Consider the following 23648-nt stretch of genomic DNA (forward strand, 5'->3'; position numbering starts at 1 on the left):
ACTTAACTGCGGTGTGCAAAAAAGCAACTAAAATCACCCTAATTAAAACGAATATAGGCTATATAGGGCTTATTTGCTTAATTATTATTCGAACAAACAAAAAAGATAAAAAAGTACTTGCGCTGTTTTTAAATCTCCCTATAATGCGCCTCCACACCAACGGGGAAGCAAGCAACATCAGCCAAACCAAACGGTTTAACAAGAACTAAATTCAAACGTTAAATCAGGTGTCAAGGTTAACCAGTTAATCGAATTTGAAAGAGTGAAGTTTTAAAAAAACTTTTCAAAAAATAAATTAGATTAACTGCTTGACTTTGAAAACGGAAAGCGTAGAATGCGCATCCCGCTTCGAGCTAAACGGTAACAAGTTACCAATCAGCACCAAGCACTGTTCTTTAACAATTTGTAATCAATCATCTGTGTGAGCACTCACAATAGAGATTAGGATCTAAGAGCTTCGGCTCAATACGATATTTAAATCTCAATAGTTTTGTAGAGTGACTCAACAGTCAATATATACAGAATTCATTGAGCTGAAACTTCGGTTTCAACAAAACTTTTAATTGAAGAGTTTGATCATGGCTCAGATTGAACGCTGGCGGCAGGCCTAACACATGCAAGTCGAGCGGTAACATTTCTAGCTTGCTAGAAGATGACGAGCGGCGGACGGGTGAGTAATGCTTGGGTATATGCCTTAAGGTGGGGGACAACAGTTGGAAACGACTGCTAATACCGCATAATGTCTACGGACCAAAGTGGGGGACCTTCGGGCCTCACGCCTTAAGATTAGCCCAAGTGGGATTAGCTTGTTGGTGAGGTAATGGCTCACCAAGGCAACGATCCCTAGCTGGTCTGAGAGGATGATCAGCCACACTGGAACTGAGACACGGTCCAGACTCCTACGGGAGGCAGCAGTGGGGAATATTGGACAATGGGCGCAAGCCTGATCCAGCCATGCCGCGTGTGTGAAGAAGGCCTTCGGGTTGTAAAGCACTTTCAGCGAGGAGGAAAGGTTGTCAGTTAATAGCTGTCAGCTGTGACGTTACTCGCAGAAGAAGCACCGGCTAACTCCGTGCCAGCAGCCGCGGTAATACGGAGGGTGCGAGCGTTAATCGGAATTACTGGGCGTAAAGGGCACGCAGGCGGTTAATTAAGTCAGATGTGAAAGCCCCGGGCTCAACCCGGGAACTGCATTTGAAACTGGTTAACTAGAGTACGAGAGAGGAAAGTAGAATTTCAGGTGTAGCGGTGAAATGCGTAGAGATCTGAAGGAATACCGATGGCGAAGGCAGCTTTCTGGCTCGATACTGACGCTCATGTGCGAAAGCGTGGGGAGCAAACAGGATTAGATACCCTGGTAGTCCACGCCGTAAACGATGTCTACTAGCAGCTCGGTTCGTCAAGAACTGTTTTGCGCAGCTAACGCATTAAGTAGACCGCCTGGGGAGTACGGCCGCAAGGTTAAAACTCAAATGAATTGACGGGGGCCCGCACAAGCGGTGGAGCATGTGGTTTAATTCGATGCAACGCGAAGAACCTTACCATCCCTTGACATCCAGAGAACTTACTAGAGATAGTTTGGTGCCTTCGGGAACTCTGAGACAGGTGCTGCATGGCTGTCGTCAGCTCGTGTTGTGAGATGTTGGGTTAAGTCCCGCAACGAGCGCAACCCCTATCCTTAGTTGCTAGCAGGTAATGCTGAGAACTCTAAGGAGACTGCCGGTGATAAACCGGAGGAAGGTGGGGACGACGTCAAGTCATCATGGCCCTTACGGGATGGGCTACACACGTGCTACAATGGTAGATACAAAGGGCAGCAAGACCGCGAGGTGGAGCGAATCCCATAAAGTCTATCGTAGTCCGGATTGGAGTCTGCAACTCGACTCCATGAAGTCGGAATCGCTAGTAATCGTAGATCAGAATGCTACGGTGAATACGTTCCCGGGCCTTGTACACACCGCCCGTCACACCATGGGAGTGGGTTGCTCCAGAAGTGGTTAGCCTAACCTTCGGGAGGGCGATCACCACGGAGTGATTCATGACTGGGGTGAAGTCGTAACAAGGTAGCCCTAGGGGAACCTGGGGCTGGATCACCTCCTTACCAAAAGATTCGACGCTATTGTCGAGTGTTCACACAGATGATTAGATTACAAAGTCAGAGCAAAGAACAACACACCTAACGGTGCTTGTATATTGGGGCTATAGCTCAGCTGGGAGAGCGCCTGCCTTGCACGCAGGAGGTCAGCAGTTCGATCCTGCTTAGCTCCACCAATAACTCAAAACTAAATGTTCTTACCAAGAATCTTTACTTTTGAGCTTCTGCTCAAAACTGCTCTTTAACAATGTGGAAAAGCTGATAATTAAATCCAGCGTATGAATAACTGAGCAACAGGCAACTGTTGATTCATACGCTAATGACGTAAATGTCACTCTATTTGGTGGTGTCGCAATTGCGATTATCAATCAATTACTCATAGAGCGTCGTTATTAATCATAACGACATTGTCCATCTTTGGACAAAACTAGCGCATACTAACACAAAGTTGGTCAAACAATTTTGGGTTGTATGGTTAAGTGACTAAGCGTACACGGTGGATGCCTAGGCAATTGGAGGCGATGAAGGACGTGTTAATCTGCGATAAGCGTGGTTAAGGTGATAAAAACCGTTATAGACCACGATTTCCGAATGGGGAAACCCACCTGCTTGCAGGTATCTTATAGTGAATACATAGCTATAAGAGGCAAACCCGGAGAACTGAAACATCTAAGTACCCGGAGGAAAAGAAATCAACCGAGATTTCGCTAGTAGCGGCGAGCGAACGCGAATTAGCCCTTAAGCAGCTTACAAGTCAGTGGAATGTGCTGGAAAGCACAGCGATACAGGGTGATAGCCCCGTACACGAAGACGAATTTGTTGTGAAATCGAGTAGGTCGGGACACGTGATATCTTGACTGAATATGGGGGGACCATCCTCCAAGGCTAAATACTCCCAATTGACCGATAGTGAACCAGTACCGTGAGGGAAAGGCGAAAAGAACCCCTGTGAGGGGAGTGAAATAGAACCTGAAACCGTGTACGTACAAGCAGTGGGAGCCGACTTGTTCGGTGACTGCGTACCTTTTGTATAATGGGTCAGCGACTTATATTTTGTAGCAAGGTTAACCGATTAGGGGAGCCGTAGGGAAACCGAGTCTTAACTGGGCGTCGAGTTGCAAGGTATAGACCCGAAACCCGGTGATCTAGCCATGGGCAGGTTGAAGGTGCAGTAACATGCACTGGAGGACCGAACCCACTAACGTTGAAAAGTTAGGGGATGACCTGTGGCTAGGAGTGAAAGGCTAATCAAACCGGGAGATAGCTGGTTCTCCCCGAAAACTATTTAGGTAGTGCCTCGAGCGGACACTTACGGGGGTAGAGCACTGTTTGGGCTAGGGGGTCATCCCGACTTACCAACCCCATGCAAACTCCGAATACCGTAAAGTGATACTCGGGAGACACACGGCGGGTGCTAACGTCCGTCGTGAAGAGGGAAACAACCCAGACCGCCAGCTAAGGTCCCAAAGTGTATGTTAAGTGGGAAACGATGTGGAAAGGCTCAGACAGCCAGGAGGTTGGCTTAGAAGCAGCCATCCTTTAAAGAAAGCGTAATAGCTCACTGGTCGAGTCGGTCTGCGCGGAAGATGTAACGGGGCTAAACATGCCACCGAAGCTGCGGATTCACCTTTTAGGTGAGTGGTAGGGGAGCGTTCTGTAAGCGGTTGAAGGTGAGTCGTAAGGCTTGCTGGACGTATCAGAAGTGCGAATGCTGACATGAGTAACGATAATGGGGGTGAAAAACCCCCACGCCGGAAGACCAAGGGTTCCTATCCCATGTTAATCAGGGTAGGGTGAGTCGACCCCTAAGGCGAGGCCGAGAGGCGTAGTCGATGGGAAACAGGTTAATATTCCTGTACTTGTTATTATTGCGACGGAGGGACGGAGAAGGCTAGGTGAGCGTGGCGTTGGTTGTCCACGTGAAAGTGAGTAGGCTGTCGGTTTAGGTAAATCCGGACTGACACTAGGCTGAGACACGAGACGACACTCTACGGAGTGGAAGTCATTGATGCCCTGCTTCCAGGAAAAGCTTCTAAGCTTCAGATAATAACGAATCGTACCCCAAACCGACACAGGTGGTCAGGTAGAGAATACTCAGGCGCTTGAGAGAACTCGGGTGAAGGAACTAGGCAAAATGGTACCGTAACTTCGGGAGAAGGTACGCCGCTGTCGGTGATTGGACTTGCTCCATAAGCTGACGGCGGTCGCAGAAAATTGGTGGCTGCAACTGTTTATTAAAAACACAGCACTGTGCTAAATCGAAAGATGACGTATACGGTGTGACACCTGCCCGGTGCCGGAAGGTTAATTGATTGGGTTAGCGTAAGCGAAGCTCATGATCGAAGCCCCGGTAAACGGCGGCCGTAACTATAACGGTCCTAAGGTAGCGAAATTCCTTGTCGGGTAAGTTCCGACCTGCACGAATGGTGTAATGATGGCCACGCTGTCTCCACCCGAGACTCAGTGAAATTGAAATCGCTGTGAAGATGCAGTGTACCCGCGGCTAGACGGAAAGACCCCGTGAACCTTTACTACAGCTTGACACTGAACATTGAGCCTACATGTGTAGGATAGGTGGGAGGCTTTGAAACCATGTCGCCAGATATGGTGGAGCCAATCTTGAAATACCACCCTTGTATGTTTGATGTTCTAACATTGCTCCATTATCTGGAGTGTGGACAGTGTCTGGTGGGTAGTTTGACTGGGGCGGTCTCCTCCCAAAGAGTAACGGAGGAGCACGAAGGTTGGCTAAGTACGGTCGGACATCGTACGGTTAGTGTAATGGTAGAAGCCAGCTTAACTGCGAGACAGACACGTCGAGCAGGTACGAAAGTAGGTCATAGTGATCCGGTGGTTCTGAATGGAAGGGCCATCGCTCAACGGATAAAAGGTACTCCGGGGATAACAGGCTGATACCGCCCAAGAGTTCATATCGACGGCGGTGTTTGGCACCTCGATGTCGGCTCATCACATCCTGGGGCTGAAGTCGGTCCCAAGGGTATGGCTGTTCGCCATTTAAAGTGGTACGCGAGCTGGGTTTAGAACGTCGTGAGACAGTTCGGTCCCTATCTGCCGTGGGCGTTGGATGATTGAGAGGGGCTGCTCCTAGTACGAGAGGACCGGAGTGGACGAACCTCTGGTGTTCGGGTTGTCACGCCAGTGGCATTGCCCGGTAGCTATGTTCGGAATCGATAACCGCTGAAAGCATCTAAGCGGGAAGCGAGCCTCGAGATGAGTCATCCCTAGAACTTTAAGTTCTCTAAAGGGTTGTTGAAGACTACAACGTTGATAGGCAAGGTGTGGAAGCGCTGTGAGGCGTTAAGCTAACTTGTACTAATTGCCCGTGAGGCTTAACCATACAACACCAAAGTTGTGTGAAGCGCTAACGAGATTGATTGATAGACATCAATTGAGTGACATTGATTTAATTATCACTGGAATTGTTATAACAATTTCCAGTATGACCTCTATTCATTGAGGCCTTGCTTTTCCAGTATTGTTATAAAAGAATTTGCCTGGTGACAATAGCGTTGTGGAACCACCTGACTCCATTTCGAACTCAGAAGTGAAACGCAACAGCGGCGATGGTAGTGTGGGAGATCCCATGTGAGAGTAGCACATCGCCAGGCTCCCTATTAAAGAAACCCGTTCACACTGTGAGCGGGTTTTTTGCTATGTGGGACTTGGTATTGAGAACACAGTAAGTGGCATGCACTATTTAGCATCCAGCATCCGACATGTGAGACTCGCTATTTAGGCGCCAGTACTTAGCAAATAAGTACTTAGAAAGGCGTATTGAGGACTTAGTACTGAGCTGTATGTATTTAGGTATATTTAAGAATATGCCAGCTGAATACGCTGATGTGATGCGAGCTCTGTTGCTGCTAGGGGAAGTGAGTGTTCTATAGTTGCGATTGTCACGCCTCGGCTATTTCTATTCGCATCGAATGGTGCTCATCTATTTTCTTTGTAGTTCATTTTTACTCTTTTTCTTTTCTCTTTATTCTTTTCCTGAAATTCTTTAAGGTTAACATGTATATTTGGCAACATGTAATGCGTACATCTCAGCTTTAATCTAGCCTATCTAACCTCGTAAAGATCTTTACTTTTGGTGTACATGAGGTTTGTATACTGCATCGTTAATGTTTATTAGTTGAACCTTTACTATTCCATTCCGATTTGATGCTTTATATCGTAACGGATATGAGGTGATATATTGCTAATGGCTGTTAGTTATGATGTAAGAGCATATCATACTGCACTGTTGTACTATAGAAAGCGGTCACAACACGAGCGATAAATTCGCTTTGTTACTTTATGTATTCTGAAAACATCTGTTTAACCATGTTTTGGTTAACTGGTTTAATTAGGTAGCCAGTGGCGCCCATATTGATTGCTTTCACGATATGCTTTTTTTCAGATAGTGAAGAAATTAAATACATGGGGTGTGCCAGAGTTCAGGGTCAGTTCGGACTTTCTTTAGTAATTCAAGGCCTGTTACTTTTGGCATCTCCAAATCAGAAATTACTAACTCATAAGCGCGTTCAAGTTCGTATGCTTTTTCAAAAGGATAAAGGCACGATAACCATCTACAGCCAGTTAAATCCGCACTCCATAAAGTAATGCCGATGAACTTTCCTCATTGACTCTACATCATCGACGATAAGTACACGGGCTTCTTTATGAATGTTTTCTTGCACAGGTGTTAAGTGATCGAGCTTGTTGGCAATTGATACGGCGGCTATCAATTTAGTTTCCATTATTTCTCGCTTATCCTCTTTGATCTGAGTATCTTCAAGGCGCTTCTGTGAGCGGCTAATAAAATTTTTCAGTTCTATTTGTAAAAACTTAACCTCAATTGGTGTGAACATAGCTGATATCTTCTTTAATTATTCGCTGAATTAATCATAGAGTTAGCTTTTAATATTCAACGTTCGTTACGCATTAGTCTGTTTCTAGTTGATTAACAAGTTTAATAAGCGATTAAGGATATACTTTACGAATACTTAAATTCTGTTCAGTTTGATCAAAATAAACACAAATGCGCATTGTAGTTTTATTACACGCTTTACATGGCTTATGCTGTTAAATGTTGTTAAATTACGTAATGACACACCAAAGTGCTGAAAGTTTGATGAAATCAGCACAAAAGTTTAACAGACATATGATGTTACAAATGGTACATTTTTTATCCATCTAACACGGATGGTTAGGCTGATCTAAGCAGTTAATCATCCATGCTGTTGTGATCATTTATTTGGATTTAAGTAATCAAGTAAATAGGTCTAAAAATGAAAACTAATAATAACGCGCTAGGGCGAACGATACGTAGAACGGTATTGTCGGCTTGCTCATTAATTGCTTTTAATGCTTATGCTGCAATACCTTCGGGCTACTACGATACTGTAAATGCCTCATCCTCCACTTCGCTTCGCTCCTCTCTTCACAACATCATCGATGATCATCATAAATTTCCATACAGTGCATCAACTATCGATACATGGAATATTCTTGAAGTGGCAGATCAAGATCCTAACTCAGCTGGTAATGTGATAGATGTTTATTTAAATGCCAGTTATCAAAAGTTTGGTGGGGGCAATAACTACTATAACCGTGAGCATACTTGGCCTAAGTCATACGGTTTCCCAAAAGATGGCCCAACCAATTATGCTTATACTGACACCCACCACCTTTTCATTTCAAACAGCACTTATAACTCTCACCGCAGTAATAAACCTTTTGCCTCATGCTCTTCAGGCTGTACAGAATATGTAACGCAGTCGAATAATGGCCGCGGTGGCTCTTCAAGTGAATCAAACTGGACATCTGGTGCAAATTGGCAAACATGGGAAGGGCGCAAAGGAGATGTGGCTCGTGCTTTATTATACCTAGATGTTCGATATGAAGGTGGCACACATGGTATTACAGGGGTTAGTGAACCTGATTTGATTTTGACGGACGATCGCACATTAATTTCAAACTCGCAACAAGGTTCTAATATTTCTGTTGCTTACATGGGATTACGTTCAGTGCTATTACAATGGCATAAAGATGACCCGGTAGACGCGTTTGAAACACGACATAATGATGCTGTTTATCTGTATCAAGGGAATCGAAATCCATTTGTTGATCATCCTGAATATGTTGCCTGTGTCTTTGAGAATAATTGCTCGGGTGTTTCTTCAGGCGCAGGTGGTAACTTAGTGGCACCTGCTTCTCCTACTAGTGTGCAAGCAGCAGCTGGCGCGAGTGATGTAACAGTTACGTGGACAGCAAACTCAGAGTCTGATCTTGCAGGTTATAGTGTGTACAGAACAGAAACGTCGGGCTCAGGGTATGTAAAATTAAACGTAGGGTTAGTTAATTCAAGCTCATTTACAGATAACACGGCTCAAGCTGGCACTACTTATCACTACGTTATTACAGCAACCGATAAATATAGTAATCAATCTGGCTATAGTGCAGAAGCTTCTACATCTGGCGGCTCAGCTCCAACAACTGAAATATGGATTAACGAGTTGCATTACGATAATAGCGGCACAGACGTTAATGAGTTTATCGAAATTGCTGGCACGGCCAACACTAATTTGTCGGGCTGGAGCATTCTTGCTTATAACGGAAGTGGTGGCACAGTTTACAAAACGATTCCATTGTCAGGTACATTAGCTAATCAAAGTAATGGTTTTGGTGTTTTAAGCTTTGCCGCTTCAGGTTTGCAAAATGGCTCACCAGAAGGACTGGCTTTGATTAATAATGCTGGTGCAGTTGTTCAGTTCATTAGTTATGAAGGTGCCTTTACTGCAACAGATGGTGCTGCAAGTGGGATGAAGTCCGTCGATATTGGTGTATCAGAAAACTCTTCAACACAAGCGGGTTACTCATTACAACTTACTGGCTCAGGCAGTAAATACAGTGACTTTGCATGGCAGTCTGCAGCAAATGATTCGCCAGCGCAGATCAATAGCGGACAAAATTTTGTAGCGAGTGGTGGTCCAGTTGCTCAACCTACTTATTTTGAAAATACCTCGGTCACGGCAATACCTGATGCATCTTCAATTGTGAGTAATATTTCGGTTTCCAGAACAGATTCTGTCAGTCAAATGACCGTTGCCGTGAATATTACACACACATATCGTGGAGATATTAGTTTAGTACTTACTAGTCCATCAGGTGCGAACTATACCCTGAAAACAAAAGACGGTGGTGATGGTGGACAAAACGTTATCGCCAGTTATCCAGTAAGTTTTTCTGGCAATCCACAAGGTGTTTGGAAGTTAACCGTTGCTGATAATTATAGCCAAGACGTTGGTCAACTTAATAATTGGTCAATACAGTTTTAATAGATACTATAAACGGACTAGCTAATACAAAAGGTGCCTAAATTGGCACCTTTATTATTTGAAGAATGCAGTGAAATATTTAGAAGAAAGAGTTTAAAGCTACACCAATGCCTAAGCGCTGCTGAGCATGATTATAGTCAATTAAACTTTCTCCGTAACCACTGAAGTATTGCGCATATCCACGTAAGGTACCAACCAGTGGAAATGTAAAGCCAAGTTGTACGGCACCTTTATGACTAGCGAAATTACTTCTAAATAAAGAGTGAAATTCTAAGTCGTGCCATTTGTAAGCAAGTTCTGCTTCATAATAGCCCAAGAATTCATTGATATCAGGATTGTCATCGCCTCTTGCTGCAAAGGGTGACTCTTTCGGATTTTCATTAATGCGCCACCATGGCTTAAATGACATCGCAAAGTTGCCATGCTCGTAAAGTAAATTTACATAAATACGGTTCCAGCTACGAGATAGCTCTTGCGAACGACCGTTTGATTGGTGCTCAATACCGACTACAAAACCGGTATTACCGTCAAATGGATGCCAAGGTAGTGGGGCTAAATAAAAGAATTCAGGGCGATAGTTAGTTTCTCGGAATGGTTTTGAAATGTTCTCAGAGTATACCTGCCACCATGCTTCAAGCGTCATACCAAAATAAAAACCGTCATTTTCGATAAAGGTAGTTGAACGCGTCAACGGTACTTTTAAGCTAAGTTGAAATTTAGACTCGAGAGACGTCATGTTTTCTTGCCAATCTTCGTTAAAGTCATAGGCTTCGGTGTTTAAGCTGTCGGTGAAATATACAGGTAAAATATAATTGAGTCGGTGAGGAGTAATGACGAATGGATCGAATTGTCTGGCGCGCTCTTTATTGATACGGCTGGAAATAAGGCCGTTTAATCGTTCTTTGGTGCCTAATCGCTTTCCTGCGCCTTCCACTTTGGTCGAGAAAATAACGGCATCTGCTTTATCATCAGACTGATTATCAGCGTGACTTAACTGGGTGTCAGCTTCATTTTTACACTGCTTTTTGATGTGTGAAATAGAAGTGCTGTTATCTCCTTGCTCAACAGCCTCTAACACGCAAGTTTGATAGTGAGTAAGTGGTGTTGAGCTTTGAGCAACTGCTTGAAACGTACTACACAAGCCAATGCATAGCACTGACAATGTTGGGGTGCGCATAATCGTCCTTAGTGTGTAAATAATATTATGATGGTTAAACGGTATATCATTGCGTTTGGATTTTTCATTTTGATATTGAGCTAATCGCAGTTTTATAATCAATCATATCGCCGATGCTTACCTTATGCTGTTTGTACCAATGTAAGGGTAGCTCCAGTGCACCAATAACAGGCTTGCCTGATGAATGTATTTGCTCGCTAAGTGCTTCCATTTGAGTGATTTTTATAATTTTTCCATTCACGTCAAAAAAAGCAACATCCAAAGGGATTAGGGTGTTACGCATCCACAGGTGCATTTCTTTGGGCTGATCATAAACAAGTAACATACCGGGATTGGCTGATTTAGCATACATCAGCCCGTGCGCACGTGTGGCTTGATTATTAGCAACTTTTGCCGTGACGACTTGCTCACCAACACGTAATTCTACAACCTTAAATTGTGGGGCAGATTTTGCGGTTGTTATTAAAGACCAGCTTAAAATAGATAATAGGAGGCTGGTGAGCGCAATGAGGGTAGTAAACTTTGTTTTCATCTTTATACTTTGTAATGCACTTAGTTGTGTTTTCAATTTAAGAGCTGGGTTGGTGTTATTCTGTAAAGCAACTAGCTGTAAAAGATAGAATTTTTAACTTATACGTTAAATTACAGTAAAATCAGCACATAAGAAAGAAATTACGTGAAATGGAGGCGAATATGTCGAGACTTGTAGGAAAAGTGGCACTAGTAACAGGTGCAGCGCAGGGCATTGGACGCGCTATTGCGGAGCTATTCGTACAACATGGTGCGAAAGTGATCGTATCTGACATTAACGACGAATTAGGCCAGCAAGTTGCTGATGCGTTGGGTAGCAATGCTGAGTATATGCGCTTAGATGTGGGTCAGGAAAGTGATTGGAAAACCGCAATGTGTTATATCAGCGATCATTTTAGTCAGCTTGATATATTGGTGAACAACGCGGGCATTACAGGCTTTATGGAAACCAGTGGAATGCATGATCCTGAGCACATTGACTTGGCCAGTTGGCATAAAGTACATCAGGTTAACTTAGACGGTGTGGCATTAGGTTGTAAGTACGGCATTAAGTTTATGCAGCACAGCCAAGGGGCGAGTATTGTTAATATTTCTTCTCGTTCAGGTTTGGTTGGTATTCCGGCGGCTGCTGCTTATGCATCAAGCAAGGCTGCTGTGAGAAATCACTCTAAATCGGTTGCATTATATTGCGCTGAAAAGCGCTATCCAATTCGTTGTAACTCAATTCATCCCGGAGCCATTCTCACTCCCATGTGGGATACTATGTTAGGTGACGGCGATTTGCGTAATGATAATATAAAAGCGGTTGCCTCAGATATTCCATTAGGTGTAATGGGTGAGCCCAATGATGTGGCTTACGCAGCGCTTTATTTGGCGTCAGATGAATCTAAGTATGTAACAGGGATAGAGTTAAATATTGATGGTGGCATATTGGCTGGAAGTACAGCCGCTCCGAATAATTAACGGTACTAGCTATGAATACGTGGTATTTATACCTGATCCGTTGTCGCAGTAATACCTTATATACAGGCATTACTACTGACGTTAAAAGGCGTTTCGCAGAGCACCAAAGTGGCAGTAAAAAAGGCGCAAAGTATCTAAAAGGTAAAGGACCACTACAGCTAGTTTTCAGTGTTGAAGTAGGAAGTAAGTCGCAAGCTTGTAAAGCAGAGATTGCGGTTAAACGCTTGACTAAGTCTCGCAAAGAATATTTGATTAAGCACCCTAAAACCTGGTCAATATTATCCACACAGTCAGCGGATCTCACCTGATTGCATTTATTTATCGCTTAAGAAAGAATAGGGCTGTTAATTGCGAAATTTTTCGTTTGTCACGAAGTGATATTTTCTAACAAAAAAGGACATGTAAATGAGCAACACAACAAGCGAATGGATGAAAACGATTGAGCTTAAAGGTGAACATGTGACCCTAAAGCCCCTTAAGCTTGAACATAGAAATGCATTAGTTGAAGCTGCAACAGACGGTAAATTATGGGAACTTTGGTTTACTGCTGTACCGTCAGAGAAGTCAATTGATACTTATTTAGAAAAGGCGTTTACTGACGCAGGCCAAGGGGTGTCATTACCCTTTGTGGTGATCGACAATGCAACGCAGAAAGTGATTGGGTGTACACGCTTCTGCAATGCAGTTCCCCAGCATCGACGTGTTGAGATAGGTTACACGTGGTATGCAAAATCCTACCAAAAAACGGCGGTGAATACAGAGTGTAAGTGGCTGTTACTTGATCATGCGTTTAGTCAATTAAATGCAATTGCAGTGGAGTTTCGCACCCATTGGCATAATCATGCATCGCGTAATGCTATTGCACGTTTAGGTGCTAAGCAAGATGGGGTGATCCGTAACGCGACTATCGAACCAGACGGCGCATTGCGTGATACAGTCGTGTTCTCTATTATCCAGTCAGAATGGCCTTCGGTAAGTAAGTCGCTTTTGGCGAAGCTTGCACCATAATTGTTGTTTATCTCGTCCTAAAATAAAAAGCCAAGTTAACGAATATTCGCTACTTGGCTTTCAATCAGTCTATTAACAAATAATCAAGCTGATTAAGTGTTACGCTTTTTCTGCTGCGCTGTCTTCATCGTTACATTCGCACGCTTTATCTTCTGCCTTCTCTTTACCCGCATTCTTAACGGCTTTTAGTTTTTCGGCGTGATCTAGCTTATGGGTTGGCATTTCTTTATTACCATCAATCAGGTAATTGTCGAACCAACGCATTAAACGCAAGCTGTAGTCATATTGAGCGGCAACTTTACGGTTACCGTGGCCTTCGCCCGGATAATATACTAAACGCACATCTTTACCTTGCACTTTCATGTAGCGATAAAGCTCCATAGATTGAGCAGGGTGTACGCGCGGATCATCTTTACCGTGCATAATTAATAATGGTGTTTTAGATTGGCCTGCCCAGTAAATAGGACTGCGCTCTAAGTAGTACTGCCATTTATCCCACGGGTATGAACGTGCATGTACTAAATGCATTTCGTTAGGAATATCAGTAGTACCAAATTTCGATAATTGATTAGAAATACCAACAAACATTACACTGGCTGCAAAGTGCTCAGTGAGTTTTGTTGCTGCCCATGCAGAAGCGTAACCACCGTAAGATCCGCCAGTAATACCAACGCGTTTTGTATCGGCAATGCCCATATCAACAAGGTGTTTTTTAAAGTCGACTAAGTCGTCAAACTCTTTACCAGCATAATCATTTTGACCAAGCTTAGAGTAAGCAACCCCTTTGCCTGTAGAACCACGATAGTTAGGATAGAATACCGCATAGCCACGTGCTGCAGCCATTTGGCCTGGACGCGAATAACCAGTCACCCAGCCGTCAGGCACATGGCTTTCTGGACCACCATGAACAACCATAATGAGCGGGTAGCTGGTGCCTTTTTGATAATCTAATGGGTAAACCATAACACCATCAATCGTTACACCGTCGCGAGCTTTAAAGGTGAGCGTTTCTTGTTTAGCAAAACGTTTGTCTTTCAACCAAGGGTTAGAGTCGGTTAATTTAATTGACTTTTTACCGCGCTGGAAGAAAATCTCGCTTGGATGCTGTGCGCTATGTCCTTTATAGGACAATGTTTTATCAGAGTCTGATAGGCTTAAATTGGAAGCAATCACTTTGCCTGCTTTGACTGCGGGCTTAGATTTATTGCTACCAACTTTTATTTTTTCAATAGAGCTGTGTGTATTGACGTTAGCAACAAAATATAGAGTGTTTGACTTATTTGCCCACTCGAAATCGCCAATATGCCCCATAAAGTTAGGCAACCACTCTTTAACTTCGCCGGTTTGTGCATTAGCAAGGAATAAGCGACCATCAGCAGGATCGTGCTTATCTTCAGAGCCACGCATAGCGATGTATTTGCCATCATGAGAAAACTCGGCTGCACCTAACTTGCCTTCAGTCTTAAAGCTTAATACCGTTTCTTTGCTGGCTACATTATATAAATGCCACGCTGATTGCATATATTGATCATCAATTAATGCGCTTAACTGGGTTTTTACTAATAATGTGTCGCCTGTTGGAGACCATTCCACCGCACCCACGTATTGCTCAATGTTGATAGCTTCTGGCGATAAAGGTTTGTCAGATTGGGCTAAGTCCACAATAAATAATTGCTGACTTTTTAAATCATATTCATAAACCTCGGCCATAAACCCAAGTTTTTTTAGTTCTTTTTCGGTTTTGTCTTTTGCTGGCTTAGCTAATAGCGCCACTTGTTTGCCATTTGGACTAATGCGGTAGTTATTAATGCCAGTATCTTTTAACGACATCACCTGTTGTGCTTGACCGCCATTAAATGGAATGTGATAAAGGGCAGTGTGCTTTTCGCCATTTAATTTCGCTAGAAAGTACACATGCTTACCGTCATTTGACCATTGCAAATTACGAACACTTACATCACCAGTGATAAATGAGCGCTCATTACCTTTGTCGTCAACAATATAGAGCTCGCTGTAATTTTTGCCATTCTCGTCTTTATATAACTCACGAGGCTTAGAGCGAGTAAATGCAACGTATGCACCATTTGGGCTGACTTTAGGTTGAATAACCGACTTTATTTTAGGGATATCGTCAACTGACAGTACATCATTATTAGACTGTGCAACGACACTGGTTGAACTGGCAACTGCTAGTGCAATAGCAAGCGCAGAGGTGAGCTTTTTCATTGTCCATCCTTTTTATTAGTGCTTATTAGTTTTTTCCGCACACAGTGTACAAAGAAATGGTAAGAAAATCAGCCTATGCTAAGCATAGAGGACTGATTTGCTCTTAAAGGGAAGAATGAAACAATATTGACTGTAACAATTATGGAGCGCGGTATTTGCGTTTAGTGATGTAAATCATTCCCGGGATAAATCCTAGGATGAGAAGCAACGGACTAGGTGATGGTATAAAAAAGCTAGCGTTGGTTAGCACTTCAATGTCACCCGTAAAACGAGGCAGTGAGGATATAAAGGATGAGTCTAGTAATGAACTAGCGGTTACATCAGGATCAAACGAGAGTGCTGATGCGTCATAAATGTCGAGGAAAGGAGTACCAGATACTTGGCCATTATTAACTGAAAAAGTGTCACCAATGTTAAAGTTTATACCGTTTGAAAGGTATTCGCTCATGTTGAACTGCGCAATAATAAACTGACTGTCATCTGTACTGGCAAGGCCGGGTACTGAGAATGGCTCTATGCTCGTCAAGCCTCCAGCCCCAATACCTAATAAGCTTAATTTAAAACTAAACACTCGTCCCTGAAACGTTGTCATTACAATACTGTCTGTAACGTTTTCTTGATCTGGTATAGTTACGCGAACTCCACCATTGCGCTCTTTAGCAATTAATAAAAAGTGCGAGCCGTCACTATACGTGGCTCCGATGGCGACACGTTTACCCGCATCGGCACCAATGTCAATTGTTCCAGCAAATGACTGGTTGCTAAATACCAAACAGCTTAAAACGATGACCCACATTGCACGTGACATAGCTTTTTCCAGATTTATGAATGTGACTTTGGAATGAATACCCAAGTTAATAAAATATCTACTTGTATCAATAGATGAACGATTATGATGAAACATCATTAAGTGTAGCTTTCATTTTCAATTGTGCTAGGCAGAATGAATGTTACCCATTCACCTTTTCCTACAGGGATACCTCTCATTTCAACAAATTAGCTTCGTTATTCTAATAAGTAATAAAAAAGAGTTTTCTAATATTTCTTTTTTACTGGTTGTACCGCTATTCTTTCAGCAGTCTGAAAATAGGAAAGAAGTCTTTAGCTCATGTTACTTGCACAGTTAACTGCGGAATCAAGCCCGCTTACTAATGAACAAATTACTAAACTACAAGGTTTAGTGGCCGAATTGAATCCCATTCAACAAGCGTGGGTGAGTGGTTACCTTGCTGCGAATGCACAGCTTGCTGGTGGCCAAATGCCGATGCTAGCCAGTCAGCCGCAGGCTGGTGATACTTTAACCATTTTATATGGTTCGCAAACCGGTAATGCTAAAGGGATCGCGCAAGCATTGGCAGACAGTGCCCGTTCACAAGGCTTGGCGGTTAAGTTAACGTCGATGGCTGACTTTAAACCGCAGCAGCTAAAGAAAGAAACGCATTTAGTTATTTTGGTAAGCACACATGGCGAAGGTGACGCCCCTGATGATGCGGAAATTCTTCACCAGTTCTTAGCAAGTAAGAAAGCGCCAAAATTAGATAAGTTAAAATATTCAGTACTGGCATTGGGCGACAGCTCTTATGAACTGTTTTGCCAAACAGGTAAAGACTTTGACGAGCGTTTAGCGGCGCTAGGCGCTCAAGCCGTTATTCCACGTCAAGATTGTGATGTTGAATATGAAGACGACGCTAAAACATGGTCTGAAGCGGTGATTAAAACCTTTGAAGAGGAAGTAAAAGAAAGCTCCAATGAAAGTACTTCTCAGGTTATTCCTATGCCGGGTGTGGCTACACCTGCTTCAGCGGCAGCGCAAACCTTTACGAAACAAAATCCATTCACGGCTACACTGGTCGCAAACCAGAAAATTACTGGCCGTAATTCAACCAAAGATGTACGCCATATTGAAATAGATCTTGCCGATTCTGGCATTCAATACCAAGTAGGTGATGCACTGGGTGTGTATTTTGAAAATGATGACGCTATTGTTACCGAGTTATTAGCGCTATTAAGCATTAACGAACATGACGAAGTTAATGTGGGTGAACATTCGCTTACTATTAAAGTGGCACTAAAAGAAGCGCTAGAGCTAACGCTATTGCATCCGGGATTTGTGAAAAAATATGCAGAGCTAATTAATCATGAAGCGCTGACACACATTGCTAGCGATGGCGCAGGGTTGCGTGATTACATTGCAACGCGCCAAGTAATTGATGTTGTGCGTGAATATCCAGACACGGTAAGCGCGGCAGATTTTGCTGGAATATTACGTAAATTAACGCCTCGCTTATATTCAATAGCATCAAGCCAAGCTGAAACCGAAGAAGAAGTACACTTAACATTAGGCCTAGTGGAATATGACGCCTTTGGTCATGTACATCAAGGTGGTGCTTCAGGGTTCTTAGCTAAGCGCCTTGAAGAAGGCGGTGATGTTAAGGTTTATGTTGAGCCAAACAACAATTTCCGATTACCAGCGAATAGCGACACGCCTGTCATCATGATTGGGCCGGGTACAGGGATTGCGCCGTTTAGAGCATTTTTACAGCAGCGTGATGCAGATGAAGCAGCAGGTAAAAACTGGTTATTCTTTGGGAATCCTCATTTTACTCAAGATTTTTTATATCAAACAGAATTACAAGGCTATAAGAAGCAAGGGCTACTGACTCGCTTAGATGTGGCATTTAGTCGCGATCAAGCTGAAAAAGTGTATGTACAAGATCGATTAATAGCACAAGGCCAAGCTGTATTTGAATGGTTAGAGCAAGGCGCCCATATTTATGTGTGTGGTGACGCAAGCAGAATGGCAAAAGATGTACATCATGCTTTAATTGAAATAATTAAACAGCACGGCGCTAAAGATCAAGAACAAGCGGAAGCTTACTTAACCGAATTACGTGCACAAAAGCGTTACCAGAAGGACGTTTATTAATGAGCGACAATAACAAAAATCAAAAATTAGCAGCGAACGAAGGTATCAAAACACGTAGTAACTTTTTACGTGGCACCATTAAAGAAAGTTTGGCTGACAATACAACAGGCTCAATGGCGGAAGACGATCAGCAAGTCACTAAGTTTCACGGCTTTTATCAACAAGACGATCGTGATTTACGCTCAGAACGCAAAGCGCAAAAGCTAGAGCCATTATATAGTTTTATGTTGCGCGCACGTGTGCCAGGTGGCGTTGCAACACCTGAACAGTGGTTAGCAGTGGACAAAGTGGCAGACGAGCTAACTGAATATAACAGCATTCGTTTAACTACGCGCCAAACGTTTCAGTATCACGGCATTTTAAAACCCAATGTGAAACCGTTAATGCAGGCACTGAATACCGTAGAGCTAGATTCGATTGCGGCCTGCGGCGATGTAAACCGTAATGTAATGTGTAACCCCAATCCGATTGCTTCACACATTCATCAAGAAGTGTATCAGTGGTCAGTAAAAATCAGTGAGCACTTATTACCAGAAACACGCGCATTTTGTGATATTTGGTTAGACGGTGAAGAATATAAAAGTGGTGTACAGAAACATACTAAAGAAGGCCATGAACCAATATACGGTCCTACCTATTTACCACGTAAATTTAAAACTGCCGTTGCTGTACCACCGCACAATGATGTAGATGTGTATACAAACGACATGGGCTTTATTGCCATTATCGAAAATGATCAGTTGGTTGGTTTTAATGTTACAGCTGGTGGAGGTATGGGATCTACCCATGGCGATCATGAAACATACCCGCGTTTAGCGTCAGACTTAGGCTTTATTAAATCTGAAGACACATTAAAAATTGCAGAAGGCATTTTAGTGGTTCAACGTAACGAAGGTAATCGTGTTGACCGAAAAAATGCTCGTTTAAAGTATACGATTGATCGTATGGGCGTAGAGGCATTCCGCGCAGCCGTTGAAGAATATGCAGGTATTAAGTTTGAGCCGGCAAAACCTGTTACGTTTACCCAACAGGGTGACAGATATGGTTGGGTTGAAGGTGTAGATGGCAATCATCATCTAACGTTATTTATTGAAAATGGCCGTATTATTGATACCGACACACATCAATTTAAAACGGGATTGCGGTTAATTGCTGAAAAAATGTTAACTATTGGCCAAGGTGATTTGCGTATGACGGCAAATCAAAACTTAATCATCGCCAATATACCCACTGAACATAAGTCAGAGATTGAAGGGTTGGCGCAAGCTCATGGTTTAATGCCACGCATTTCGAAAGTACGTGAAAACACCATGGCCTGTGTTGCTTTACCAACGTGTGCGTTAGCGATGGCAGAAGCCGAACGCTATATGCCAACGTTAGTAAGTAAAGTAGACGATATTATGGCGAAGTATGGCTTAAGCGATCAAGAAATAGTAATGCGTATGACAGGGTGTCCTAATGGGTGTGCACGTCCGTTTGCTGCAGAAGTGGGATTTGTTGGTAAAGGCCCAGGAAAATACAACTATTACTTAGGTGCGGATGGCGTAGGAACACGCCTTAACAAGTTATATATGGAAAACGTAGACGAACAAACGATTTTAACATCGCTTGATTCACTATTAGCGCGTTATGCCAAAGAGCGTAACGCTGATGAAGGGTTTGGTGATTTTGTGGTGCGCGCTGGCGTGCTATCAGCAACTGAAAACAGACCGGTTAGGGGGCAAAATTTCCATGACGGTATCAACGTTGGCCAAGCCTAAGCAAGCCAGCCTAAGTGAGGCTGGCGCAGTGTCGTATAAGCATATACTGACACTGCCTGAGGGTGAGCAACAACAAGCATTACGCGAGATTAATGCGCTGCTTAAGCCATTAACACCACAGCAGCGTGTGGCGTGGTGTTTAGCGAATTTGCCTGACAGTCCGATGCTGTCGTCAAGTTTTGGTATTCAAGCTGCCGTAATGCTGCATTTGCTCACTGAACAACAGCCTGATATTCCAGTGGTGTTAACAGATACTGGCTATTTATTTCCTGAAACGTATCAGTTTATTGATCAACTTCAGCAGCAACTGTCGTTAAACTTGCATGTCTATCGCAGCAATATGACACCAGCATGGCAAGAAGCAGTGCATGGTAAATTGTGGGAACAGGGCGAAGTAGGGTTAAAGCGTTATAATCAGCTTAATAAAGTTGAGCCAATGTTAAAAGCAATTGAGCAACTGAAGGTTGGTACATGGTTTTCAGGCTTACGTCGTACTCAATCATCCACTCGTGAAGACAAGGATATTGTTGAAATTAGCAAGGGCACGGTGAAGGTTTATCCAATGTTGGAGTGGACTAACAAAGATGTGCATTACTACTTACAAGATAATGATTTACCTTACCATCCGCTATGGGAAGCCGGCTATGTTTCAGTGGGTGACGTACATACCACACGTCCATTAGAGCTTGGCATGACTGAAGAAGAAACTCGCTTCAATGGGATGTCTCGAGAATGTGGTCTACACATTGACGGTGACGGTATTTAATTACCGTCACTCTTTTTATCCTTTATTTCTTTACTAAACCGTATATTCAACGTTAGAGCGTGCCATGCAATATTTACCTATTTTTACTCAGGTTTCTAACCGCAAAATTTTAGTTGTTGGCGGTGGTAATGTCGCATTAAGAAAAGCACGCACGTTGGTGAATGCAAACGCTAAAGTTACATTATTAGCTCCTGAGTTTTGTAACGAAACTACAGACTTCATAGCGCAGCATCAACTTACCAAAGTGATCGATGTATTCTCGCCAGAACACCTTTCTGGCTATGTGTTGGTTATCGCTGCCACAGATAATGAAGCAGTTAATCAAGCAGTATACGACGCGGCAAATGCACGCGACATGTTTGTGAATGTGGTGGATGATACGAAGCGTTCAACGTTTATTTTTCCGTCTATTGTAGACCGAGATCCAATTACGATTGCTATTTCTAGCGCAGGAAAGGCGCCAGTATTAGCACGACGTCTACGTGAGAAATTAGAAACCTTTATTCCTCAGCACATTGGCGCATTGGCAACACTTGTGGGTGGATTTCGTGATCAGGTAAAAAATAAAATTAATGGATTTGCAGCGCGTCGCCAATTTTGGGAACGGGTGTTTAATAGCCAAGTGGTGTCTAAAGTCGCCAAAGGCCAAATTGAAGCTGCACAGCACGACCTAAAGAACATGCTTGATGCGCCAGAATCTGATGATAAAGGTGAAGTGTATATTGTGGGCGGGGGACCTGGTAACCCTGATCTATTAACGCTTCGTGCTTTACAGTTAATGCAACAAGCAGACGTTGTCGTTTACGACCGACTCATTTCACCTAAAGTATTAGACTTAGTGCGTCGTGATGCAGAGCTGATTTCAGTTGGTAAAAAAGCCGGTTTTCATTCCGTCCCTCAAGAACAAATTAATACGATGCTAGTCGAATTGGCACAGCAGGGCCATAAAGTGTGTCGTTTAAAAGGCGGCGATCCATTTATTTTTGGTCGTGGCGGAGAAGAAATTGAAGAGTTAGTTCAACATAATATTCCGTTTCAAGTTGTGCCAGGTATTACTGCAGCGGCAGGTTGTGCGGCTTATGCAGGCATTCCACTCACCCATAGAGATTATGCACAAAGTGTTGAGTTTGTAACTGGACACTGCCAGCCAAATGGCATGCCTGTTAATTGGCAAGCAATGGCGCGGGAGAACCATACATTAGTGATTTATATGGGCGTAATGAAGTCACCTGAAATAGCCGATGCATTATTAACACATGGTCGCGATGCGAATACACCGGTGGCTATTATTGAAAAAGGTTCTACTTCACAGCAACGCGTTGTAACAGGGACTTTAGCGCAATTACCAAGTATGGCGGCAGATAATCACATCGGTTCACCCGCATTGGTGATAGTGGGTGAAGTCGTGAGTTTACGTAACACTTGTCAATGGTTTGAGGCAGCGGGAGCGCAGACAGGCCAAGGTATGGCTGAAGATCTGACGGCGTAAAGAAACTTTTATTTCACATTTGTGAACCAATCGGTTTTCTCTTTGTCATACAAAAGCTTACAAGCCTGTTAACAAATATAGTTCGATACTTAGCCGTAATTAAGGTTGTAGCTTTGTCGTAGTTGCTATCTGTATCTTTATATTTGATTTACTTTTTGTGTGACGAAGAAAGTGACACTATCGTTATCGACATGGTTGATTGTAGGCTAATTTTTATATATTAAATACAAGGACTTTTAATGAGTAAAATATTACCTAGTGTCTTTTTCTTGATTTTAGGAAGTTCACTTTCTCCTGTGCAAGCGAATGAAAGTAGTGATTGGTATGTTGGCGGCGCTTACAGTGCGCAGGAAATATCTACCAACGACTATAAGCTACTTGGCGCTTCATTAGGATACCAATTCAATGAGCATCTAGCACTTGAAATGCGTGCATTGAAAGGAATTTCTGGTGAGCAATTTAGCGGTGATTTTAGCCATAAAATTAAGCATCAAGCTAGTTTATCCCTAAAAGGATCATATCCACTTAGCTCGTCAGTAGACATATATGGGCTTGTAGGCTGGACGACTAGTGAGGTTCGTGCAGCAGGCTATGCAATCATTTTGGTTGACGAAAATAATGTGACGCTGGTTGAACCTTATGTGCAAACGGATACAGAGAATGGCTATAGTTTCGGAGCAGGCCTCGAATATAAGCTAAATGCGAACATTAGTTTATACAGTGAATTCCAATTTCTGCCTGATGCGGATCACATTAGCAATAGTGAAAATTGGAAAAGTATCAGTTTGGGTTTTAACTACCATTTCTAGTTTATTCAAGTGACTATCTAGTAGTTGAATTAGAAGTTGAGCTTATATCTCTCTTAATGAGCATGCTTATTAAGAGAGATAAAAGTTTATAGAAAAAGTATTTTAAATATCTTCGTCAGAGATATATTTAGTTTTCATTACATACGAATAGGCAGTGCTAAATGCCAACTCTTGAAACTGTTTTAAGCCAGTATCTCTAATGTCTACTACGATTGGATTTTTCTTGATTAACTCTTTTGATTGGGTTGGGCTAATAAACTCAACTTGAACATCTGTAATTAACTGCAATGCTGCTTCTATTTTAAAACCGATTGCGCCCCCTGCGAATTTACCCTTTTGTGGACGTTCACGTATTACAACACGTTCAATTTTATAGTCGTCTAAAAACTTTTTGAATGTGTTTTGAAACGCTTGCAGTTTTTCAGCGTCTTTATCGTAATGAAGAGTGAGTTTGCGTAATCTTACTTCGTCAATATCAATTAGCCCTCGATCATAAGAAATAACAGCGATAATTGCTTCGCTACCTTTGATATCAACACCACAAACTTTCATAATCTT

At 42.9% G+C, this 23648-nt stretch carries 15 protein-coding genes, 1 tRNA gene and 3 rRNA genes; 13 read left to right on the forward strand and 6 right to left on the reverse strand.

Features of this window, described 5'->3' with window-relative positions; genetic code table 11:
• The first annotated feature begins 560 nt into the window (after positions 1-560).
• The 4 genes from HUU81_RS00240 (at position 561) to rrf (ending at position 5724) form a co-directional block, all read left to right on the forward strand.
• Positions 561-2101: ribosomal RNA gene (locus HUU81_RS00240) — 16S ribosomal RNA — on the forward strand.
• Positions 2102-2195: 94 nt separating this feature from the next.
• Positions 2196-2271 (forward strand) — tRNA-Ala (locus HUU81_RS00245).
• Between the two features lie 297 nt (positions 2272-2568).
• Positions 2569-5453: ribosomal RNA gene (locus HUU81_RS00250) — 23S ribosomal RNA — on the forward strand.
• Between the two features lie 156 nt (positions 5454-5609).
• Positions 5610-5724, forward strand: a 5S ribosomal RNA gene (rrf, locus tag HUU81_RS00255).
• Together the 16S, 23S and 5S rRNA genes with 1 tRNA gene alongside form the textbook arrangement of a ribosomal RNA operon.
• Before the next feature lie 960 nt (positions 5725-6684).
• Here the strand turns inward: rrf and HUU81_RS00260 are convergent.
• Positions 6685-6966 carry a response regulator gene (locus tag HUU81_RS00260; RefSeq protein WP_199610207.1) on the reverse strand — a complete coding sequence of 94 codons (282 nt, stop codon included), beginning with the start codon at positions 6964-6966 and terminating at the stop codon, positions 6685-6687.
• A gap of 420 nt (positions 6967-7386) precedes the next feature.
• On the opposite strand from HUU81_RS00260, the gene HUU81_RS00265 reads away from it, so the two are divergent.
• A complete protein-coding gene (locus HUU81_RS00265) occupies positions 7387-9435 on the forward strand; it encodes an endonuclease (RefSeq protein WP_199610209.1) in 2049 nt (682 codons plus the stop codon).
• Between the two features lie 79 nt (positions 9436-9514).
• On the opposite strand, the gene HUU81_RS00270 is transcribed toward HUU81_RS00265, so the two are convergent.
• Both HUU81_RS00270 and HUU81_RS00275 read right to left on the reverse strand, forming a co-directional pair.
• On the reverse strand, positions 9515-10612 hold the full coding sequence (locus HUU81_RS00270; RefSeq protein WP_199610211.1) for a phospholipase A: 1098 nt from the start codon (positions 10610-10612) through the stop codon (positions 9515-9517).
• A gap of 64 nt (positions 10613-10676) precedes the next feature.
• Positions 10677-11144 carry a DUF192 domain-containing protein gene (locus HUU81_RS00275; protein WP_199610212.1) on the reverse strand — a complete coding sequence of 156 codons (468 nt, stop codon included), beginning with the start codon at positions 11142-11144 and terminating at the stop codon, positions 10677-10679.
• Between the two features lie 161 nt (positions 11145-11305).
• On the opposite strand from HUU81_RS00275, the gene HUU81_RS00280 reads away from it, so the two are divergent.
• The 3 genes from HUU81_RS00280 (at position 11306) to HUU81_RS00290 (ending at position 13114) form a co-directional block, all read left to right on the forward strand.
• Positions 11306-12106 carry a glucose 1-dehydrogenase gene (locus HUU81_RS00280; protein WP_199610213.1) on the forward strand — a complete coding sequence of 267 codons (801 nt, stop codon included), beginning with the start codon at positions 11306-11308 and terminating at the stop codon, positions 12104-12106.
• 11 nt (positions 12107-12117) lie between these two features.
• Positions 12118-12414: a GIY-YIG nuclease family protein gene (locus HUU81_RS00285; protein ID WP_199610214.1), complete on the forward strand. Its 297-nt coding sequence runs from the start codon at positions 12118-12120 to the stop codon at positions 12412-12414.
• 97 nt (positions 12415-12511) lie between these two features.
• Complete coding sequence (locus tag HUU81_RS00290; RefSeq protein ID WP_199610216.1) at positions 12512-13114, forward strand: GNAT family N-acetyltransferase; 603 nt, start codon at positions 12512-12514, stop codon at positions 13112-13114.
• Between the two features lie 99 nt (positions 13115-13213).
• Here the strand turns inward: HUU81_RS00290 and HUU81_RS00295 are convergent, their stop codons facing one another.
• Complete coding sequence (locus HUU81_RS00295) at positions 13214-15340, reverse strand: S9 family peptidase (protein ID WP_199610217.1); 2127 nt, start codon at positions 15338-15340, stop codon at positions 13214-13216.
• Positions 15341-15479: 139 nt separating this feature from the next.
• Positions 15480-16148 (reverse strand): hypothetical protein, encoded by a 669-nt coding sequence (locus HUU81_RS00300; protein WP_199610218.1) that lies wholly within the window; start codon positions 16146-16148, stop codon positions 15480-15482.
• Between the two features lie 300 nt (positions 16149-16448).
• Here HUU81_RS00300 and HUU81_RS00305 point away from each other — a divergent pair, with 300 nt between their 5' ends.
• From HUU81_RS00305 to HUU81_RS00325, 5 genes are all read left to right on the forward strand, one after another.
• Positions 16449-18266 (forward strand): assimilatory sulfite reductase (NADPH) flavoprotein subunit, encoded by a 1818-nt coding sequence (locus tag HUU81_RS00305; RefSeq protein WP_199610219.1) that lies wholly within the window; start codon positions 16449-16451, stop codon positions 18264-18266.
• Positions 18266-20026, forward strand: a complete 1761-nt coding sequence (gene cysI / locus HUU81_RS00310) for an assimilatory sulfite reductase (NADPH) hemoprotein subunit (protein WP_199610220.1) — start codon at positions 18266-18268, stop codon at positions 20024-20026. Before HUU81_RS00305 ends, cysI begins: the two co-directional genes overlap by 1 nt.
• A complete protein-coding gene (locus tag HUU81_RS00315) occupies positions 19998-20792 on the forward strand; it encodes a phosphoadenylyl-sulfate reductase (RefSeq protein WP_199610221.1) in 795 nt (264 codons plus the stop codon). The genes cysI and HUU81_RS00315 overlap by 29 nt, the downstream gene beginning before the upstream one ends.
• A 64-nt stretch (positions 20793-20856) precedes the next feature.
• A complete protein-coding gene (gene cysG / locus HUU81_RS00320) occupies positions 20857-22281 on the forward strand; it encodes a siroheme synthase CysG (protein ID WP_199610222.1) in 1425 nt (474 codons plus the stop codon).
• A gap of 239 nt (positions 22282-22520) precedes the next feature.
• Entirely contained in the window at positions 22521-23090 is a 570-nt protein-coding gene (locus HUU81_RS00325) for a porin family protein (protein ID WP_199610224.1), read from the forward strand.
• Between the two features lie 102 nt (positions 23091-23192).
• On the opposite strand, the gene HUU81_RS00330 is transcribed toward HUU81_RS00325, so the two are convergent.
• Positions 23193-23642 (reverse strand): DUF3010 family protein, encoded by a 450-nt coding sequence (locus HUU81_RS00330; protein ID WP_199610225.1) that lies wholly within the window; start codon positions 23640-23642, stop codon positions 23193-23195.
• Between the last annotated feature and the right edge of the window lie 6 nt (positions 23643-23648).

It is taken from the genome of Flocculibacter collagenilyticus (assembly GCF_016469335.1).
In the GTDB taxonomy this organism is placed as follows: domain Bacteria; phylum Pseudomonadota; class Gammaproteobacteria; order Enterobacterales; family Alteromonadaceae; genus Flocculibacter; species Flocculibacter collagenilyticus.

Excerpts from the sequence above, each read along its gene's own strand:
- HUU81_RS00260 (WP_199610207.1), bottom strand. The coding sequence starts at position 6,966 with ATGTTCACACCAATTGAGGTTAAGTTTTTACAAATAGAACTGAAAAAT.
- HUU81_RS00265 (WP_199610209.1), top strand. The coding sequence starts at position 7,387 with ATGAAAACTAATAATAACGCGCTAGGGCGAACGATACGTAGAACGGTA.
- HUU81_RS00270 (WP_199610211.1), bottom strand. The coding sequence starts at position 10,612 with ATGCGCACCCCAACATTGTCAGTGCTATGCATTGGCTTGTGTAGTACG.
- HUU81_RS00275 (WP_199610212.1), bottom strand. The coding sequence starts at position 11,144 with ATGAAAACAAAGTTTACTACCCTCATTGCGCTCACCAGCCTCCTATTA.
- HUU81_RS00280 (WP_199610213.1), top strand. The coding sequence starts at position 11,306 with ATGTCGAGACTTGTAGGAAAAGTGGCACTAGTAACAGGTGCAGCGCAG.
- HUU81_RS00285 (WP_199610214.1), top strand. The coding sequence starts at position 12,118 with ATGAATACGTGGTATTTATACCTGATCCGTTGTCGCAGTAATACCTTA.
- HUU81_RS00290 (WP_199610216.1), top strand. The coding sequence starts at position 12,512 with ATGAGCAACACAACAAGCGAATGGATGAAAACGATTGAGCTTAAAGGT.
- HUU81_RS00295 (WP_199610217.1), bottom strand. The coding sequence starts at position 15,340 with ATGAAAAAGCTCACCTCTGCGCTTGCTATTGCACTAGCAGTTGCCAGT.
- HUU81_RS00300 (WP_199610218.1), bottom strand. The coding sequence starts at position 16,148 with ATGTCACGTGCAATGTGGGTCATCGTTTTAAGCTGTTTGGTATTTAGC.
- HUU81_RS00305 (WP_199610219.1), top strand. The coding sequence starts at position 16,449 with ATGTTACTTGCACAGTTAACTGCGGAATCAAGCCCGCTTACTAATGAA.
- cysI (WP_199610220.1), top strand. The coding sequence starts at position 18,266 with ATGAGCGACAATAACAAAAATCAAAAATTAGCAGCGAACGAAGGTATC.
- HUU81_RS00315 (WP_199610221.1), top strand. The coding sequence starts at position 19,998 with ATGACGGTATCAACGTTGGCCAAGCCTAAGCAAGCCAGCCTAAGTGAG.
- cysG (WP_199610222.1), top strand. The coding sequence starts at position 20,857 with ATGCAATATTTACCTATTTTTACTCAGGTTTCTAACCGCAAAATTTTA.
- HUU81_RS00325 (WP_199610224.1), top strand. The coding sequence starts at position 22,521 with ATGAGTAAAATATTACCTAGTGTCTTTTTCTTGATTTTAGGAAGTTCA.
- HUU81_RS00330 (WP_199610225.1), bottom strand. The coding sequence starts at position 23,642 with ATGAAAGTTTGTGGTGTTGATATCAAAGGTAGCGAAGCAATTATCGCT.